Annotated in this window: 14 protein-coding genes; 4 read left to right on the top strand and 10 right to left on the bottom strand. The window is 68.7% G+C overall.

Annotated features, from left to right (window positions below; translation table 11 throughout):
* Positions 1 to 10: 10 nt before the first annotated feature.
* From MUG78_RS14490 to MUG78_RS14470, 5 genes are all read right to left on the bottom strand, one after another.
* A complete protein-coding gene (locus tag MUG78_RS14490) occupies positions 11 to 1,003 on the bottom strand; it encodes a VWA domain-containing protein (protein WP_246995937.1) in 993 nt (330 codons plus the stop codon).
* Entirely contained in the window at positions 1,004 to 1,936 is a 933-nt protein-coding gene (locus tag MUG78_RS14485) for a DUF58 domain-containing protein (RefSeq protein ID WP_246995935.1), read from the bottom strand.
* Entirely contained in the window at positions 1,923 to 3,032 is a 1,110-nt protein-coding gene (locus MUG78_RS14480) for an AAA family ATPase (RefSeq protein ID WP_246997077.1), read from the bottom strand. Before MUG78_RS14480 ends, MUG78_RS14485 begins: the two co-directional genes overlap by 14 nt.
* A gap of 122 nt (positions 3,033 to 3,154) precedes the next feature.
* Complete coding sequence (locus tag MUG78_RS14475) at positions 3,155 to 4,609, bottom strand: NlpC/P60 family protein (protein ID WP_246995933.1); 1,455 nt, start codon at positions 4,607 to 4,609, stop codon at positions 3,155 to 3,157.
* Between the two features lie 225 nt (positions 4,610 to 4,834).
* Positions 4,835 to 5,344, bottom strand: a complete 510-nt coding sequence (locus tag MUG78_RS14470) for an Rv1476 family membrane protein (protein WP_246995931.1) — start codon at positions 5,342 to 5,344, stop codon at positions 4,835 to 4,837.
* Between the two features lie 172 nt (positions 5,345 to 5,516).
* Between MUG78_RS14470 and acnA the strand changes: the two genes are divergently transcribed.
* From acnA to MUG78_RS14455, 3 genes are all read left to right on the top strand, one after another.
* Positions 5,517 to 8,330 carry an aconitate hydratase AcnA gene (acnA, locus tag MUG78_RS14465; RefSeq protein ID WP_246995929.1) on the top strand — a complete coding sequence of 938 codons (2,814 nt, stop codon included), beginning with the start codon at positions 5,517 to 5,519 and terminating at the stop codon, positions 8,328 to 8,330.
* 6 nt (positions 8,331 to 8,336) lie between these two features.
* Positions 8,337 to 8,903, top strand: a complete 567-nt coding sequence (locus MUG78_RS14460) for a TetR/AcrR family transcriptional regulator (RefSeq protein ID WP_246995927.1) — start codon at positions 8,337 to 8,339, stop codon at positions 8,901 to 8,903.
* A 121-nt stretch (positions 8,904 to 9,024) separates the two neighbouring features.
* Positions 9,025 to 10,569: an acyl-CoA synthetase gene (locus MUG78_RS14455; protein WP_246995925.1), complete on the top strand. Its 1,545-nt coding sequence runs from the start codon at positions 9,025 to 9,027 to the stop codon at positions 10,567 to 10,569.
* Here MUG78_RS14455 and MUG78_RS14450 read toward each other — a convergent pair.
* Both MUG78_RS14450 and MUG78_RS14445 read right to left on the bottom strand, forming a co-directional pair.
* Positions 10,553 to 12,181, bottom strand: coding sequence for an ABC-F family ATP-binding cassette domain-containing protein (locus tag MUG78_RS14450; RefSeq protein ID WP_246995923.1), 1,629 nt, complete (start codon positions 12,179 to 12,181; stop codon positions 10,553 to 10,555). The genes MUG78_RS14455 and MUG78_RS14450 overlap by 17 nt on opposite strands.
* An 11-nt stretch (positions 12,182 to 12,192) precedes the next feature.
* A complete protein-coding gene (locus MUG78_RS14445; RefSeq protein WP_246995921.1) occupies positions 12,193 to 13,122 on the bottom strand; it encodes an endonuclease/exonuclease/phosphatase family protein in 930 nt (309 codons plus the stop codon).
* Positions 13,123 to 13,189: 67 nt separating this feature from the next.
* Between MUG78_RS14445 and MUG78_RS14440 the strand changes: the two genes are divergently transcribed.
* Positions 13,190 to 14,350, top strand: a complete 1,161-nt coding sequence (locus MUG78_RS14440; protein ID WP_246995919.1) for a lycopene cyclase family protein — start codon at positions 13,190 to 13,192, stop codon at positions 14,348 to 14,350.
* Here the strand turns inward: MUG78_RS14440 and trxA are convergent.
* The 3 genes from trxA to MUG78_RS14425 are packed head-to-tail and all read right to left on the bottom strand — an operon-like array spanning position 14,283 to position 16,369.
* Positions 14,283 to 14,657, bottom strand: a complete 375-nt coding sequence (gene trxA / locus MUG78_RS14435; RefSeq protein ID WP_246995917.1) for a thioredoxin — start codon at positions 14,655 to 14,657, stop codon at positions 14,283 to 14,285. The genes MUG78_RS14440 and trxA overlap by 68 nt on opposite strands.
* 40 nt (positions 14,658 to 14,697) lie before the next feature.
* Positions 14,698 to 16,011, bottom strand: coding sequence for a S1 family peptidase (locus MUG78_RS14430; RefSeq protein ID WP_246995915.1), 1,314 nt, complete (start codon positions 16,009 to 16,011; stop codon positions 14,698 to 14,700).
* Between the two features lie 22 nt (positions 16,012 to 16,033).
* Positions 16,034 to 16,369: a metal-sulfur cluster assembly factor gene (locus tag MUG78_RS14425; protein WP_246995913.1), complete on the bottom strand. Its 336-nt coding sequence runs from the start codon at positions 16,367 to 16,369 to the stop codon at positions 16,034 to 16,036.
* Position 16,370 lies beyond the last annotated feature (1 nt).

Below are 16,370 nucleotides of genomic sequence, written 5' to 3'. Positions count from 1 at the left end.
CCAACCTATCTCACGGAAGTCGGCGGTTGAGGAAGAGGGCACCCGCGGTCCCGGCGAGCACCAGCAGCGTTCCCGCGATCATCCACGGGCGGGAGTTGTCGCCGCGCTGGCGTTCGGTGCCGATCTGTTCGCGCAGCGTCGAATAGACCTTGTTCAGCTCGTCCAACGACGACGCGGTGTAGAAGTTGCCGCCGGAGATGTTCGCGATCTGGCGCAGCGAATCGTCGTCGACGGGCACCGGCACGCGCTGCATCTGGCCGTTCGGCCCCTCGAGTTCGACGGTGCCGCTGAGTGTTCCGAAGGAGATGGTGGAGACCGGGATGTTCTCCTCCTTGGCCTTGCGGGCTGCGGTGAAGCCGCCGCGCTCGGCGTTCGGGCTCTCCGGCACGGTCTGCTTGCCGTCGGACAGCAGCACCACGTGCGCGGGCGGCGCGTGCGAGTCGCCGCCGAGCGCCGAGTTGAGCGTCTGAATCTGGTCGAGCGCCGCGAAGATGCCCTCGCCGGTGGCCGTCTTGTCGGCCAGCTTCAACTTTCCCAGCGCGTTCTTGGTGGCGTTGTGGTCGGGCGTCGGCGACACCAGGGTCGACGCGGTGCCGGCGAACGACACCAGACCCAAATTGATGCCCGCGGTCAACTCGTCGGCGAAACGCTTGCCCGCCGCCTGCGCGGCTTCCAGGCGCGACGGCGCCACGTCGGTGGCCATCATCGAGTTGGAGACGTCCACCACCAGCATCACGGTGGCGCGGTTGCGCGGCACGTCGCGTTCGGCCAGCGGACCGGCCATCGCAATGGTCAACAAGAGCAGGCCGACGGCCAGCACACCGAACGGCACGTGCCGGAACCGGTCGCGCGCGCCCGGCGTGACCGACCGCAGCACGTCCAGATTGGCGAAGCGCAGGGCGCGGGTCTTCCGCCGCCGCATCTCGATGACGTACGCCGCCACCAGTGCGACGACCAGCAGGATCGACAGCAGCCACCACGGGTGGCCGAACCAACGGCTCATCTACCGCACCCCCGCCGCACGACGTCGACGGCCCACGAATCGCACGGTGTCGGCGATCCAGTCGCGATCGGTCTGCAGCGTCAGCACCGCCCCGCCGCAACTGCGGAACGCGGCGTGCACCTGCTCCCGGTGGGCGGCCGCGGCGGCCGCGAAGTCCGCGCGCACCTGCGGCGTCACGTCGATTTCCAGCACGTCGCCGGATTCGGCGTCGGCCAGGGTCACCGGGCCCACCGGGGGCAATGCGATGTCCAGTGGATCGAGCACCTCCACACCGAGCAACTCGTGGTGGGCGCCGATGGCGCGCAGCGAACGCGTCCAGTCGAGGGGGCCGAGGAAGTCACTGATCACCACGGCCAGGCCGCGGCGTCGTTGCGGACGACGCAGGGCTTCCAGACCCGCGTTCAGGTCGCCGCGGACACCGGCGTTGCTGCGATGGGTGGTGGCGAGCGTCTTCAGCAGGTTGCGGTCGTGGGCGCGGCCCGAGCGTGCGGGCACGCGCGCGATGGTGTCGCCGGTGACGACGACGGCGCCGTGCCGATTACCGCCGCCGGCGGTCAGGTGGACCACCGCGGCCGCCGCGGCGACGGCGAGGTCGCGCTTGGTGTGCTCCCCCGACCCGAAGTCGAGGCTGGCGGAGGCGTCCATCACGAACCAGGTCTCCAGCTCGCGGTCGGCGATCATCTGCCGGACGTGCGGCTGCGTGGTGCGTGCGGTGACCGACCATTCCATCCGCCGGATGTCGTCGCCGGGCTGATACGGTCGCGCCTCGCCGGGCTCGGAGCCCGGCCCCGGAATCAGGCCGAGGTGGGCACCCTGGAGCACGCCGTCCAGCTTGCGACGGACCGTCAGCTCCAGGCTGCCCAGCGCCGCCGTCAGCTGCGGGTCGTCGAGGTCACCTCCGCGCAGAGACGGCAGATCGCTATTGGCCGACATGACCCTCCGGGGTCGGCGCCTGCTGCGGCGCGGCCTGCTGCTGCGGGACCGGCTGCTGCTGCGGTGCTTGCTGCTGCGGGACCGGCTGCTGCTGCGGTGCTTGCTGCTGCGGGGCCTGCGGGTACTGCTGGGGAGCGGGCTGCTGCGGCACCTGCTGCTGCGGTGCCGCGCTGACCTGCGGAAGTCCGACGGTCTGCAGGATCCGGGTGATGATCTGGTCCGGCGTCACCTCGTCGGCGAGCGCGTCGTAGCTGAGCACCAGGCGGTGACGCAGCACGTCCGGAATGATCTCGACGACGTCCTGCGGGATCACGTAGTCGCGGCCGCGGATCACCGCGAGGGCGCGGGCAGCGGCCACGATGCCGAGGGTGGCGCGCGGGGAGGCGCCGTAGCTGAGCCAGGTCGCCACGTCGGTCAGGCCGAGATCGGCCGGACGCCGAGTGGCGTCGACGACGCGCACCACGTAGTCGACCAGGGCGTGGTGCACGAAGACGCCGGCGGCCACCTTCTGCAGGCGGATGGTGGTGGCCGGGTCCAGGATCTGCGAGGCGGTCGGCGGCTCGATGCCCATCCGATAGACGATCTCGCGCTCCTCCTCCACCGACGGATAGTCGACGAGGACCTTGAACAGGAAGCGGTCGCGCTGCGCCTCGGGCAGCGGGTAGACGCCCTCGTTCTCGATCGGGTTCTGGGTGGCCATCACCAGGAACGGATCGGGCATCGGGTAGGTGATGCCGCCGATCGACACGTGCCGCTCGGCCATCACCTCCAGGAGGGCCGACTGCACCTTGGCCGGAGCGCGGTTGATCTCGTCGGCCAGCAGGAAGTTGGTCACCACCGGACCGAGCTCGGTGTCGAACTCTTCGCGGCCCTGCCGATAGATGCGGGTACCGATGAGGTCGGTCGGCACCAGGTCGGGAGTGAACTGGACGCGCGAGAAGTCGCCACCGATCACGGTGGCGAAGGTCTCCACCGCGAGCGTCTTGGCCACGCCGGGCACGCCCTCGAGCAGGATGTGGCCGCGGGCCAGCAGGCCCACCATGATCCGCTCGACCAGTTCTTCCTGACCCACGATGACGCGCTTGACTTCGTACATCGCCCGTTCGAGGAGTTTGACATCCTCGGGGGTGAGTGCGTTTTCCGCGGCGGCTGAACTCAAACCGGTGACTCCTCTGTAGCTGACGGTGCTGCGAGCGACTCTACCGACCGCCGCGACGGTCAGAGTAGACGCACGACATTCGGCATGGCGCCATCGGTCCGCACCGGCGAGATCTTCACGACGCTGCCCGACTGGGGCGCCTCGATCATGGTGCCGTCGCCCAGGTACATCGCCACGTGGGCGCTGGCGTTGGGGCCGTAGAAGATCATGTCGCCGCGGCGCATCTCGGCCAGCGGAACGTGCGGCCCGGAGGTGTACTGATAGCCGGAGTACTTGGGCAGATCGATGCCGACGCCGGCGAAGGCGTAGACCATCAGGCCCGAGCAGTCATAGCCGATCTTGTTGTAGTCGCCGTAGCTGTCGGCCACGCCGCCGTCGCGGATACCGAGCGTCGGGCCGTCGGCGTTGCCGCCGCCCCAGGCGTACGGGATGCCCATCTGCGACTTCGCGCGATTGACGACGAGCTCGACGGCCTGCGGTCCCCGCAGACCCGGCCGGGTGATGCCGCCGCCTCCTCCGCCGCCGCCGAAGAGCGCACCCAGCGAACCGGTGCCGAGGCGGGAGATCACGCCGTCGGGACCGTCGCCGATGCTGGATCCGCCCAGACCCAACTCGTCGAGCAGTTCCGAATGCGGGATCTGCTGCTCGCCGATCAAGCCGGCCAGCAGTTGCGTGCCGGTCTCCAGAGCCAGCTTGGCCACCAGGGCTGCGGCCTCGGCGGCCGCGTTCTCGGTGCCCTCCACCTGCGTGGACGGGAGCTGTTCGAGGACGTCGCTCAGCACGGGTGGGGGCGACGTCGGGGTCTTGGTGCCCCGCTGCTTGTCGAGCTTGTTCACCAGTGCGGTGCGCTGGTTGAGCAGGCTCGACCGCTTGGTGTTCTGATCGGTGACGGCCTGGCGGGCGTCGTTCACGGCGGCGATCGCATCGGCGCGACGACTCTCGGCGCCCTTGGCGGCCGCGGCGGTCTGCTTCCGCGTCGCCGACGTCGCCGCGACCCGCTTGGCCTGCTGGCCGCGCATCGCCTGCAGTCGTGCGACGGTGGCGCGCTGTTCCCGGCCCATCTGCTCGACGCTGGTGAGTTGGTCGAGCACCTTGCCGGGATCGTCGGACGAGACGTAATCCGACATCGTGCCGAGGCGATTGTTGCCCTGCCGGTTGACAGCGCGCATGAAGTCGTCGAACGTGCGCTGCGCGTCGGCCACCTGCTGGTTGGTCTTGGTCAGTGCCGCCCGTGCGGCGTCGTCCGTGGCGGCGGCCACCTGCTGGGCGGCGAAGGCGTTCTGGAAGTCGACCAGCGCCTTGTTCACGGCCTGCTGCTTGATGGCGACCGTCGTGGTCAGCTGCGACAGGTTCTGGTCGATGGTCGCGATGTCGTTGATCAACTCCGCGACCGGGGACGGCTTCTTCGCCGGGTCGGCCACCGCGTGGCCTGCGGTCAGCGTGCCCACCACCAGCAAAGCGCTGAGAGTGCCGCCGCGCATCGCCTGACGTGCGGTACTGGTTGCTCGCTTCAACAGAAGTACTCCCTTTGTGTCCCTGTTGAGTACCCGCGACGCATCTGTCTCACTGACACGTCCATCCCCTGGTTACTCAAAAGTGTCTACTGCACCGTACGTCACATCGGACACACCAGGAACCCGACAGGATGAATTACAAACGAGTGATTACCTGCGGAAATGCACTGAACAGCGGAAAGAGTGCTCGCCCCTTGCCCGTCACAGTTGGGTAACGCCGAAGGCTCAGCCGCGACGGCGAACCATGGCGATGCGAGCGCCGACCGCACCCAGTACGACGAGCACGATCAGCAGGATCGTCAGGACGGTCCAGTCCACGTGCGGATCGGTGGCGCGGTCGTAGATCTGCTGCGCGGCGACGGCCGGGCTGGTGCCCGCTTTGACCTCGCCGGTGCCGTCCTCGAGTTCGACGCGGCTGAACTCGTCGGAGGCGGTACCCATGCCCGACGGCCCGATCACCAGCACGGTGCCGCCCACCTGCGACTGCAGTTCGGTGGCGATGTCGCGGTACACGGTGAACGGCGAATAGCTGGTCTCGAGCACCACGATCTGCAGGTCGTATCCGTCGGAGGCGGCGCCTGCGACCACCTGCTCCAGCGCGGACACCTGGTCGGCGGGGGCGTAGACCCCGGTGGACTGCAAGGCCGCAGCGATCGCCGGAATGTCCAGATCTGCCCACTGCGCGGTGGTGTCGATCGGTGCGGCGAGCACGAAGGTGGCCAGTGCCGGCGTCATCTGGAGCTCCTGCGAATCGGAGAGGTACGGACGCGCTCACCTTACGGCAGGCGTGTTCGCTCACTTGATGGCGACGCGCTACCCGCCGTTCCCGCCAACCAGTACGCCCGTACTGCTATGATGTGCGGGTAGCAGTTCTTCCGTCGACACAGCCCGTCGGCGATCACCCGCGATGAGAGTGGAGCACACCTTGAGCAAGGATTCGTTTGGCGCCCGCGGCACGCTGGAGGTGGGAGACGACTCGTTCGAGATCTTCCGCCTGTCGGCCGTCCCCGGCACCGAGAAGCTGCCCTACGCGCTGAAGGTTCTCGCCGAGAACCTCCTGCGCACCGAAGACGGCGCGAACATCACCGCCGATCACATCAACGCGCTGGCCAACTGGGACCCCAACGCCCAGCCGAGCGTCGAGATCCAGTTCACCCCGGCCCGCGTCCTGATGCAGGACTTCACCGGCGTGCCCTGTGTCGTCGACCTCGCCACCATGCGTGAGGCCGTCAGCGCCCTCGGCGGCGACCCGAACAAGGTCAACCCGCTGTCCCCCGCCGAGATGGTCATCGACCACTCGGTGATCCTCGACGTCTTCGGCCGCGCCGATGCCTTCGAGCGCAACGTCGAGCTGGAGTACCAGCGCAACGGCGAGCGGTACCAGTTCCTCCGCTGGGGCCAGGGCGCGTTCGACGACTTCCGCGTCGTCCCGCCGGGCATGGGCATCGTCCACCAGGTGAACATCGAGCACCTGGCGCGCGTCGTGATGACCCGCAACGGCCAGGCCTACCCCGACACCTGCGTCGGCACCGACTCGCACACCACCATGCAGAACGGCCTGGGCGTGCTGGGCTGGGGCGTGGGCGGCATCGAGGCCGAGGCCGCGATGCTCGGCCAGCCGGTGTCCATGCTGATCCCGCGCGTCGTCGGCTTCAAGCTGACCGGTGAGATCAAGCCGGGCGTCACCGCCACCGACGTGGTGCTGACCGTGACCGACATGCTGCGCCAGCACGGCGTCGTCGGTAAGTTCGTCGAGTTCTACGGCGCCGGCGTGGCCGAGGTCCCCCTGGCCAACCGCGCCACCCTGGGCAACATGAGCCCCGAGTTCGGCTCCACCTGCGCGATCTTCCCGCTCGACGACGAGACCATCAACTACCTGCGCCTGACCGGCCGCACCGAGGAGCAGCTCGCTCTCGTCGAGGCGTACGCCAAGGAACAGGGCATGTGGCACGACACCGAGAACGAGGCGCAGTACTCGGAGTACCTCGAGCTGGATCTGGGCACCGTGGTGCCGTCGATCGCCGGCCCGAAGCGTCCGCAGGACCGCATCCTCCTGTCGGAGTCGAAGGTGGCCTTCCGCAAGGACATCCACAACTACGTCGAAGAGCACATGCCCGCCGAGCACACCCAGCTCGACGAGGCCGTCGAAGAGTCCTTCCCGGCTTCTGACCCGGCCGCGCTTTCCTTCGCCGACGACGGCGCAGTGAACGTGCAGTCGGCCGCCAACGGCGCCGAAGGCCGCCCGAGCAAGCCGGTCACCGTCACCTCCGACGGCAACACCTTCGTGCTCGACCACGGTGCGGTCGCGGTCGCCGGCATCACCTCCTGCACCAACACGTCGAACCCGTCGGTCATGATCGGCGCAGGCCTGCTGGCCCGCAACGCCGTCGAGAAGGGCCTGACCTCCAAGCCGTGGGTCAAGACCAACATGGCGCCCGGTTCGCAGGTCGTGTCCGACTACTACGACAAGGCCGGACTGTGGCCGTACCTGGAGAAGCTCGGCTTCTACCTGGGCGGCTACGGCTGCACCACCTGCATCGGCAACACCGGCCCGCTGCCGGAAGCGATCAGCAAGGCCGTCAACGACGAGGACCTGACAGTCACCGCCGTGCTGTCGGGCAACCGCAATTTCGAGGGTCGCATCTCCCCCGACGTGAAGATGAACTACCTGGCGAGCCCGCCGCTGGTCATCGCCTACGCTCTGGCCGGCACCATGGACTTCGACTTCGAGACCGAAGCCCTGGGCCAGGACACCGACGGCAACGACGTCTTCCTGAAGGACATCTGGCCGTCGGCGCAGGAGATCGACGACACCATCAAGTCGGCGATCAACGCGGACATGTTCACCAAGTCGTACGCGACCGTGTTCGACGGTGACGAGCGCTGGCAGGGTCTGAACACCCCGGACGGCGACACCTTCGAGTGGGACGAGAAGTCGACCTACGTCCGCAAGGCCCCGTACTTCGACGGCATGACCATGGAGCCGGACCCCGTCGCCGACATCAAGGGCGCGCGCGTCCTGGCGCTGCTGGGCGATTCGGTCACCACCGACCACATCAGCCCGGCCGGTCCGATCAAGCCGGGCACCCCGGCGGCCCAGTACCTGGACGCCAACGGTGTGGCCCGCAAGGACTACAACTCGCTGGGTAGCCGTCGTGGCAACCACGAGGTGATGATCCGCGGCACCTTCGCCAACATCCGTCTGCAGAACCAGCTGCTCGACGGCGTGTCCGGCGGCTACACCCGCGACTTCACCCTCGAGGGCGGCCCGCAGTCGTTCATCTACGACGCGTCGGTCAACTACCAGGCCGCCGGCATCCCGCTGGTGGTCCTGGGTGGCAAGGAGTACGGCTCGGGCAGCTCGCGCGACTGGGCCGCCAAGGGCACGGTGCTGCTCGGCGTCAAGGCCGTCATCACCGAGTCGTTCGAGCGGATCCACCGTTCCAACCTGATCGGCATGGGCGTCGTGCCCCTGCAGTTCCCGGAGGGCGAGTCGGCCAAGACCCTGGGCCTGGACGGCACCGAGGTCTTCGACATCACCGGCCTGGAGAAGCTCAACGAGGGCGTCACCCCGGAGACCCTGAAGGTCACCGCCACCAAGGAGAACGGCGACGTCGTCGAGTTCGACGCCGTGGTCCGGATCGACACCCCCGGTGAAGCCGACTACTACCGCAACGGTGGCATCCTGCAGTACGTGCTCCGGAACATGATCCAGAGCTGATAGACAGTGCCACGGGTCAGCGATGACCGGCTTGCCGCGCGTCGTCGGGAGATTCTCGACGGCGCGCGGCACTGTTTCGCCGAGTACGGCTACGACGGGGCCACGGTCAAACGGCTGGAAGAAGCCACCGCGTTGTCGCGGGGTGCGATCTTCCACCACTTCAAGGACAAGGAAGCACTCTTCCTCGCCCTGGCGCGGGAAGACGCCGAACGGATGGCCGACGTGGCCGCCCAAGAGGGTCTGGTGCAGGTGATGCGCGACATGCTCGCCCGCCCCAAGGACTTCGACTGGTTGGGTACCCGGCTGGAGATCGTCCGGAAGATCCGCAGCGATCCGGCGTTCGCCCAGGCCTGGGCCGCGCACAACGACGACCTGGAGGCGGTCACCCTCGCTCGCCTGCAGCGAAAGCGGGAGGACGGCAGCCTCCGCAAGGACGTGCCGACCGAGGTGCTGGTGACCTACCTGGACCTCGTGCTCGACGGGCTCATCACCCGCCTGGCCACAGGCCAGTCGACCGACGATCTGCACGCCGTGCTCGACCTGGTCGAAGCATCGGTCCGCGCTGGGGACTGACACAGCGGCAGGCGTCCGTCGGCGGTGGGGTCATACAGACCCGCGGGGATTCCCCCCACCGCCGACGGGAAGTCGGGTTAGCGTGAGGCGTACCTCACCTTCCTGACTCAGTAGGAGCCCCGTGTACCCCGGAAACCACCTCGCCGCCGCGGCCGACAAGGCCGCGCTGATCCGCCCTTCCACCGGAGAGAGCGTGACGTATGCCGAGCTGATGGCACGGTCGACGAAGATCGCCAATCATCTGCGTGAGCTGGGTCTGCGGCCGGGCGACACCGTAGCGGTGGTGTCCGACAACGATCTTCGCGTCTTCGACGTCTACTGGGCCGCGGTCCGCAGCGGCATGTACGTGACCGTGGTGAACAACCACCTGACCGCGCCCGAAGTGAACTACATCCTGGCCGACTGCGGCGCCGGCGTGCTGTTCGCCTCCGCGCTGGTGGCCGACGCGGTCGCGCTCGCGGCCGAGGTGATCGACCGCTCCGACCGCCGGATCGCTTGGGGCGTAGGCGGAATCGACGGATTCACCTCGTACGACGAGGTACTCGCCGTCGCGTCGGATGCGCCGCTCACCACCCAGCCGCGCGGCACCGACATGCTCTACTCCTCCGGTACCACCGGACGCCCCAAAGGCATCCGACCGCCGCTGCCGGAGGGGCAGGTCGACGAGATCCCGGACACCGTCAGCGCAGTCTTCGGACCGTTCTACGGTTTCGGACCGGACACCGTGTACCTGTCCCCCGCACCCGTGTATCACGCTGCGCCCCTTCGCTATTGCGCGATGGTGGCGTCGCTGGGCGGCACCGTGGTGATGATGGACCGATTCGAACCGGAAGAGGCTCTGCGCCTCATCGAGGAGTACTCGATCACCCACAGCCAGTGGGTGCCCACCATGTTCGTCCGCATGCTGAAGCTCCCCGACGAGGTGCGCGGCCGCTACGACCTGACGAGCATGCGGGCCGCGATCCACGCCGCGGCGCCGTGCCCTGCCGAGGTCAAGCGGAAGATGATCGAGTGGTGGGGTCCGGTGATCCAGGAATACTACGCGGCCACTGAGGCCGCCGGCGTCACGCTGATCGGACCGCAGGATGCGCTCGAGCGGCCCGGCTCGGTCGGTCGTGCGGCACTGGGCGTGATCCACATCTGCGACGACGACGGCAACGACCTTCCGGTCGGCGAGGTCGGCACGGTGTATTTCGAGCGGGACTTCGCCGCCTTCACCTACCACAACGACCCGGAGAAGACGCGAGCCTCGCGTCACCCGCAGCACGAGTTCTGGGCCACCACCGGCGACCTCGGCTACCTCGACGAAGAGGGGTTCCTGTATCTGACCGACCGCAAGGCGTTCATGATCATCTCCGGCGGCGTCAACATCTATCCGCAGGAGTCGGAGAACGTCCTGATCAATCATCCGGCCGTGAGCGACGTCGCGGTGCTGGGCCTGCCCGACGACGACCTGGGCGAGGTGGCTCGCGGTTTCGTGGAATTGGTCGACGGGGTGGAGCCCACGCCGGCGCTCGCCGACGATCTGATCGCCTACGCCACCGAGCAGTTGGCGGCGTACAAGGTGCCCCGGTCCATCGATTTCCTCGACGACCTGCCGCGCACGCCCACGGGCAAGCTGGTCAAGGGGGAACTGCGCAAGCGGGTGCTCACGCCAGTTCGATGATCTCCTGATATTCGTCGGACCAGTGGTCCTCGGTGCCGTCGGGCAGCAGGATCACGCGCTGCGGATCGAGGGCCGCCGCAGCACCGGAGTCGTGGGTCACCAGGACCACGGCCCCGGTGTAGCTGCGCAGGGCTTCGAGAACCTGCTCGCGGGAGATCGGATCCAGGTTGTTGGTCGGCTCGTCGAGCAGCAGGACGTTCGCGGCCGACGACACCAGGCCGGCCAGGGCGAGACGGGTCTTCTCGCCGCCGGACAGCGTCCCGGCGGGCTGCTCCAGCTGGGCGCCGGAGAACATGAACGCGCCCAGCAGGCCGCGCAGGTCCTGCTCCCCCGCGTCCGGGGCGGCGTGGCGGATGTTCTCCCAGACCGTGGCCGCGTCGTCGAGGGTGTCGTGCTCCTGGGCGAAGTAGCCCAGCTTCAGCCCGTAGCCGGGCTCGATCGTTCCGAGGTCGGGTTCCTCGGTGCCGGCCAGCAGCCGGAGCAGAGTCGTCTTACCGGCGCCGTTGAGCCCGAGCACCACCACGCGGCTGCCCTTGTCGATGGACAGGTCGACGCCGGTGAAGATCTCCAGCGACCCGTAGACCTTGGTGAGGCCCTGCGCGGTGAGCGGCGTCTTGCCGCACGGCGCCGGTTCGGGGAAGCGGATCTTCGCGGTCCGGTCGGCCACGTGCTCGGCTTCGAGTTCGTTCATCATCTTCTCGGCGCGCTTGAGCATCTGTTGCGCCGCAGTGGCTTTGGTGGCCTTGGCGCCGAGTTTGGCGGCCTGCACCCGCAACGCGCCGGCCTTCTTCTCGGCATTGGCGCGTTCGCGGCGTCGACGTTGTTCGTCGGTCGCACGCTGATCCAGGTAGCGCTTCCAGTTCATGTTGTAGACGTCGGCCTCGCCGCGCACCGCGTCCAGGAACCAGACGCGGTTCACCACGTCGTTGAGCAGTTCCACGTCGTGGCTGATCACCACCAGCCCGCCGTCGTGGTTCTGCAGGAAGGTCCGCAGCCAGGCGATCGAGTCGGCGTCGAGGTGGTTGGTCGGCTCGTCGAGCAGCAGCGTGGTGTCGGACTTACCGGAGCCGTCCGAGGCGGCGAACAGGATGCGGGCGAGTTCGACGCGACGACGCTGACCGCCGGAGAGCGTGCGCAGTTCCTGTTCGAGCACGCGCTCGGGCAGCCCGAGGTTGCTGCAGATGCGCGCCGCCTCCGACTCGGCGAGATAGCCGCCGAGCGTGCCGAAGCGTTCTTCGAGCCGGGAGAACTTGGCGATGGCCCGGTCGCGGTACTTGTCGTCGGTCGCCTCGGCCATCAGGGTCTGCTGCCGGGCCATCTGCGCGAGGATCTCGTCGAGGCCGCGCGCCGACAGCACACGGTCCTTGGCGAGGATCGACAGATCGCCCTCTTTGGGGTCCTGCGGCAGGTAGCCGATCGGCCCATTGCGCCGGACCGAACCGGCGTACGGCTCGGTCTCACCGGCCAGGATACGCAGGCTCGTGGTCTTGCCTGCGCCGTTCCGCCCCACCAGGCCGATGCGGTCGCCGGGGGCGATGCGCAGGGCGTCGCCGGGCGCGGACAGCAGCGTCCGGGCGCCCGCTCGTACCTCAAGGTCGGTCGCGGTGATCACGTCGCACCATGCTACCGGCGCGTCGGCAGGCCCCGAAATCGTGCGATGACGCCGTAGTGGTCAGTGCCCGGCACCTCGAAGCTCGCGAAGTAGACCGGCTCGGGTCCGCCCCGGGACAGGACGCGATCGATGGCCAGCAGCGGCGGGAACCACTTGTCGGCCGGATAGGTGCGGACCATTCCGGCACCGGTCCCCTCGGCCGCATCGGTCATGGCCGGGTGCCCCTCGGACGTCACCATCAGTTGCCGGTACTGCCGGTGGTCGTAGGTGGCGTTGAAGTCGCCCGCCGCGATCACCGGACCGGTCTCCGCGGACAGCACCGTCGACAGTTCCTCCAGTTCCCTGCGCCACTGGTCGGCGGTGTCCGGGTACGGGGGCATCACATGGATGCCATAGACGGCGATCGGCCGGCGGCCCGGAACCTCCACCACCACACGCAGATTCGGCAGCCAGAAGCCGTCGAGGCGGCGCTGGTCGGAGATCGGGTAGCGCGACAACACGGCGCCGCCGTTGCCTGCGACGGCCGGATAGGCCACCGAATACGGCAGGGCCGCGGCGATCGGCGAGGCCTCCAATCGGCCCCACGCCGCCGGCGTCACTTCGGTGACGGTCAATACGTCGACCTCCTCGCGCGCCACCATGTCGGCCAGTTCGCCGAGATCGGCCCGCCCCTGATCCAGATTGAGCTGCATCACGGTGAACTCGCCGGGTCCGGACGATGTCGCGCTGAAGTACAGCGGCGCCTGCGTCAGCAGGCCGACGAGCACCACGACCGCACCGATGCCGAGCACCCACCATGCGCGCACGATCAGGGCCAGCAGCAGACCGATCAGCGCGACGGCCATGAGCATCGGCACGAACGCGACGGCACTGGTGATCAGATCGCCGGTGAACTGCGTGTAGTGCAGATAGATGCCGAGGAGGCCGACCCCGACCGCCACTCCGGCGACCCACCTGCCACTGCGCACCCACACGGCCCTCACCCTACGGGTCCACTAGCCTGGAACGATGACCGATCTGATGATCGTCGGCGCGGGACCGGCCGGGCGAGCACTGGCGCATCGGGCGGCGAGGCACGGCGTGCAGGTGACCCTGGTGGATCCGGCGCCGGAGGCCCGGTGGGCGATGACGATCGGCGCCTTCGTCGACGATCTGCCCGACTGGCTCGATCCGACCGTGGTGGCCGCGGCCGCCGATGAGACGGTGGTCTACACCCCGCGGCGTCGATCGCTCCCCCGCGCGTACGCGGTGCTCGACGCCGCGGCGCTGCAGGATGCCCTGACGCTCGACGCCGTGCACGTGGTGCCTGCGGCGGCAGCGCGGGTCACCGCCGATCGCGTACACACCGTCGACGGTCGGCAGTTCACCGCGCGGGTCGTGGTGGATGCGCGCGGAGCCGCCGAGGTGTCGACGACGATTCCGCGCCAGCGCGCGGTCGGGACGTTCGTGGCCGCCGCCGATACGGCCCCGGAGATGGTGCTGATGGATTGGCGCGCCACCCCGGTGCACCGGCCGTCGTTCAGCTATCGCGTGCGCGTCGACGCGCATCGGGACCTCGTCGAGGAGACGTCGCTCGCAGCGGACCCCACGGAGATCGGGCGCGCAGAACTGGCGCAGCGCAACGCCGCGCGCCTGCCGGGAGCTCGCGTCGGCCCAGAAGAATGGGGCGGGGACGAGTGGGTGGATTTCCCGATGTATGCCACCGCGGCACCGTGGCGGCAGACGCCGGTGCGCTTCGGGGCGGCGGGCGGATTGATGCATCCGGCGACCGGCTACAGCGTCGCCGAGTCGTTGCGGTGCGCCGACGTGCTCGCGGCCGATCTCGCCGCCGGCGGCGTCGGCGCCGCCCTGTGGCCGCGGTCGGCTCGCTGGGTGTATCGCCTGCGTCTTCGCGGGCTGGCGGTGTTGCTCGGCTTCGACGGACCGCAGCTCACGGCTTTTTTCGACGCCTTCTTCGCACTCCCGATACGAACACAGCGAGCCTATCTGTCCGGTCGCACCGACCTGACGGGGGTGCTGGCGGCGATGCTCGCTGTGTTCGTGCGGGTGCCGTGGCGACTGCGCGTCGCCGTGGCGTTGGGGTTTCTGCGACCCGGTTCTCTCAGGCCTGGGCGTCGGGTGCCTGCGCCTGGGCCTCGGCGATCGCCTTGTCCACGTCGAGGGCCTTGACCTGCTCGAGGAGCGAATCCAGGGCCTGCGGCGGCAGTGCGCCGGCTTCGTTGAAGACGAGATGACCCTTCTTGAAGACCATCAGCGTCGGGATGGAACGGATGCTCGCGGCCTGCGCGAGCTGCTGCTCCGCCTCGGTGTCCACCTTGCCGAAAACGATGCCGTCGTGCTTCTCCGCTGCGGCCTCGAAAGTCGGGGCGAACTGGCGGCAGGGACCACACCACGACGCCCAGAAGTCCACCAGGACGATCTCGCTGTCGAGAACTGTCTGCTCGAAATTGTCACCGGTCAGTTCGATTGTGCTCATGTCTTCCTTAACGTCGTCGCGTCGCTCGGTTATTCCGAGGCTACCGGTGCGGCGGCCCGCCCGGGAACTGCGGCGGAAGGTTGGGGCGCGGCTGATTCAGCACGGTGGGCTGCTCGCCCAACGGCGGTGACGTCGGCCGCGGGCGCGGCGGCGGCTGTTGGGCCTGGGGGCGCGGCTGTGGATTCTGCGGGGGCCGCGGATTGTGTTGGGTCGGGCTGCTGCTGGGGCCGGGGCGGGGGTCGGGTCCAGTTCTGCGGCTGCGGCGGCATCGGCGGACGCGGCCCATCTGCGGCCGATCGGCGGCCGGCGCGGCCGGGCGGCGGCGACGGCGCAGCAGCATCCAGGTCATTCCGCCCAGCAGCAGCACGCCCGCGCCGATGAGCGGCCCGATCCACACCCACGGATTGAGCGAACTGTCCTGCTTCGGCGCCACCGCCAAGGTCACGCCGTGCCTCTCCAGGTACGAGCGCAGCGCGATGTTGTCGGTGATGAAGTTGAAGGACGCCTTCTCATCGCGCAGGGCAGCGCCCGAGGAATTGGTACCGACCACCGCGCCGTCGGCGCCCACGGTCGGACCACCGGACATGCCCTGGCCGAGCACGGCGGAGATCTCGGTGCGGTACAGGCCGTTGTCGCTGTTCTGCCGCGACGAGACGGTGCCGTTCTTGTACGACGGCTGCGCGATGGCCGTGGACTCGTTGGTCGACTGCACAGCGCCGGGGAAACCGACGGCGACCACTTCGTCGCCCGGTTCGGGCGCCTCGGCGGAGATCACCAGGGCCCGGAGTCCGTCCCGCGGAGCGACCTTCACCAGCGCGTTGTCGCCCTCGTCGAAGCTCTGGTAGTTCACCACGTCGACGGCGGTCCACTCCGGGAACAGCTGATGGTCGCCGGTGGGTTGACGCAGGCGCACGGTGGTGGCCGCACCGGTGTCGCCGTTCGGGGCACGCACGGTCCATTCCTCGGCGACGGCCTGTTCGTAGATCCGCGACGCCCACGCGTCGTCGCGCCCCTGCGCGCGGGCGACGGTCTCCACGGCACGCTGCCGGAAGGCATTGAGGATGCCCTCGTCGGACGGATCGACGCAGTGCCCGGCGGTCGCCACATAGCCGGCCGGGTCCACCACGTAGCCGGTGCAGTTGCCGGTCACGGTGAGGTCCTCGAGCCAGCGGTTGCCGCTCTCGAACGGGATCTGCACGGCCGCGGTGAACTCGGTCTGCAGGAAGACGAGCGACGGTCCCACCGTGTCCGCGATGGACCCGGAACCGTCGGCTCGTGCCATCCCCGCGCCCCCGGTCGTGAACGCGAGCACGCCTACTGTCAGCAGCGCCAGCGCGCGCGGAAACGTCCTCACGCGGCTGAAAGTATCACAGGCCTCAGACGGTGAACCCGAGGGCGCGCAGCTGTTCGCGACCGTCGTCGGTGATCTTGTCCGGGCCCCACGGCGGCAGCCAGACCCAGTTGATCTCCACGTCGGTGCACAGGCCGCTGCCGACGAGTGCGCCGCGCGTCTGATCCTCGATCACATCGGTGAGCGGGCAGGCGGGCGAGGTGAGCGTCATGTCCAGGCGCACGGCGGCGTCCTCGTTCACCTCGAAGCCGTAAACCAGGCCGAGGTCGACGACGTTGATACCCAGCTCGGGGTCCACCACGTCGCGCATCGCCTCTTCCACGTCGTCGTGCGACGGCAGAGCGGTGTTCGGTTCGGTCATC

It is taken from the genome of Gordonia alkaliphila (assembly GCF_023017165.1).
Taxonomy (GTDB): domain Bacteria; phylum Actinomycetota; class Actinomycetes; order Mycobacteriales; family Mycobacteriaceae; genus Gordonia; species Gordonia alkaliphila.
Note: the sequence above shows the minus strand (reverse complement) of the source record. Positions and strands in the feature narration are given on the sequence as shown.

Bases quoted from the DNA above. Each gene is read 5' to 3' on its own strand.
- MUG78_RS14425 (WP_246995913.1), bottom strand. From the start codon at position 16,369: ATGACCGAACCGAACACCGCTCTGCCGTCGCACGACGACGTGGAAGAG.
- MUG78_RS14470 (WP_246995931.1), bottom strand. From the start codon at position 5,344: ATGACGCCGGCACTGGCCACCTTCGTGCTCGCCGCACCGATCGACACC.
- MUG78_RS14480 (WP_246997077.1), bottom strand. From the start codon at position 3,032: ATGTACGAAGTCAAGCGCGTCATCGTGGGTCAGGAAGAACTGGTCGAG.
- MUG78_RS14485 (WP_246995935.1), bottom strand. From the start codon at position 1,936: ATGTCGGCCAATAGCGATCTGCCGTCTCTGCGCGGAGGTGACCTCGAC.
- MUG78_RS14440 (WP_246995919.1), top strand. From the start codon at position 13,190: ATGACCGATCTGATGATCGTCGGCGCGGGACCGGCCGGGCGAGCACTG.
- trxA (WP_246995917.1), bottom strand. From the start codon at position 14,657: ATGAGCACAATCGAACTGACCGGTGACAATTTCGAGCAGACAGTTCTC.
- MUG78_RS14490 (WP_246995937.1), bottom strand. From the start codon at position 1,003: ATGAGCCGTTGGTTCGGCCACCCGTGGTGGCTGCTGTCGATCCTGCTG.
- acnA (WP_246995929.1), top strand. From the start codon at position 5,517: ATGAGAGTGGAGCACACCTTGAGCAAGGATTCGTTTGGCGCCCGCGGC.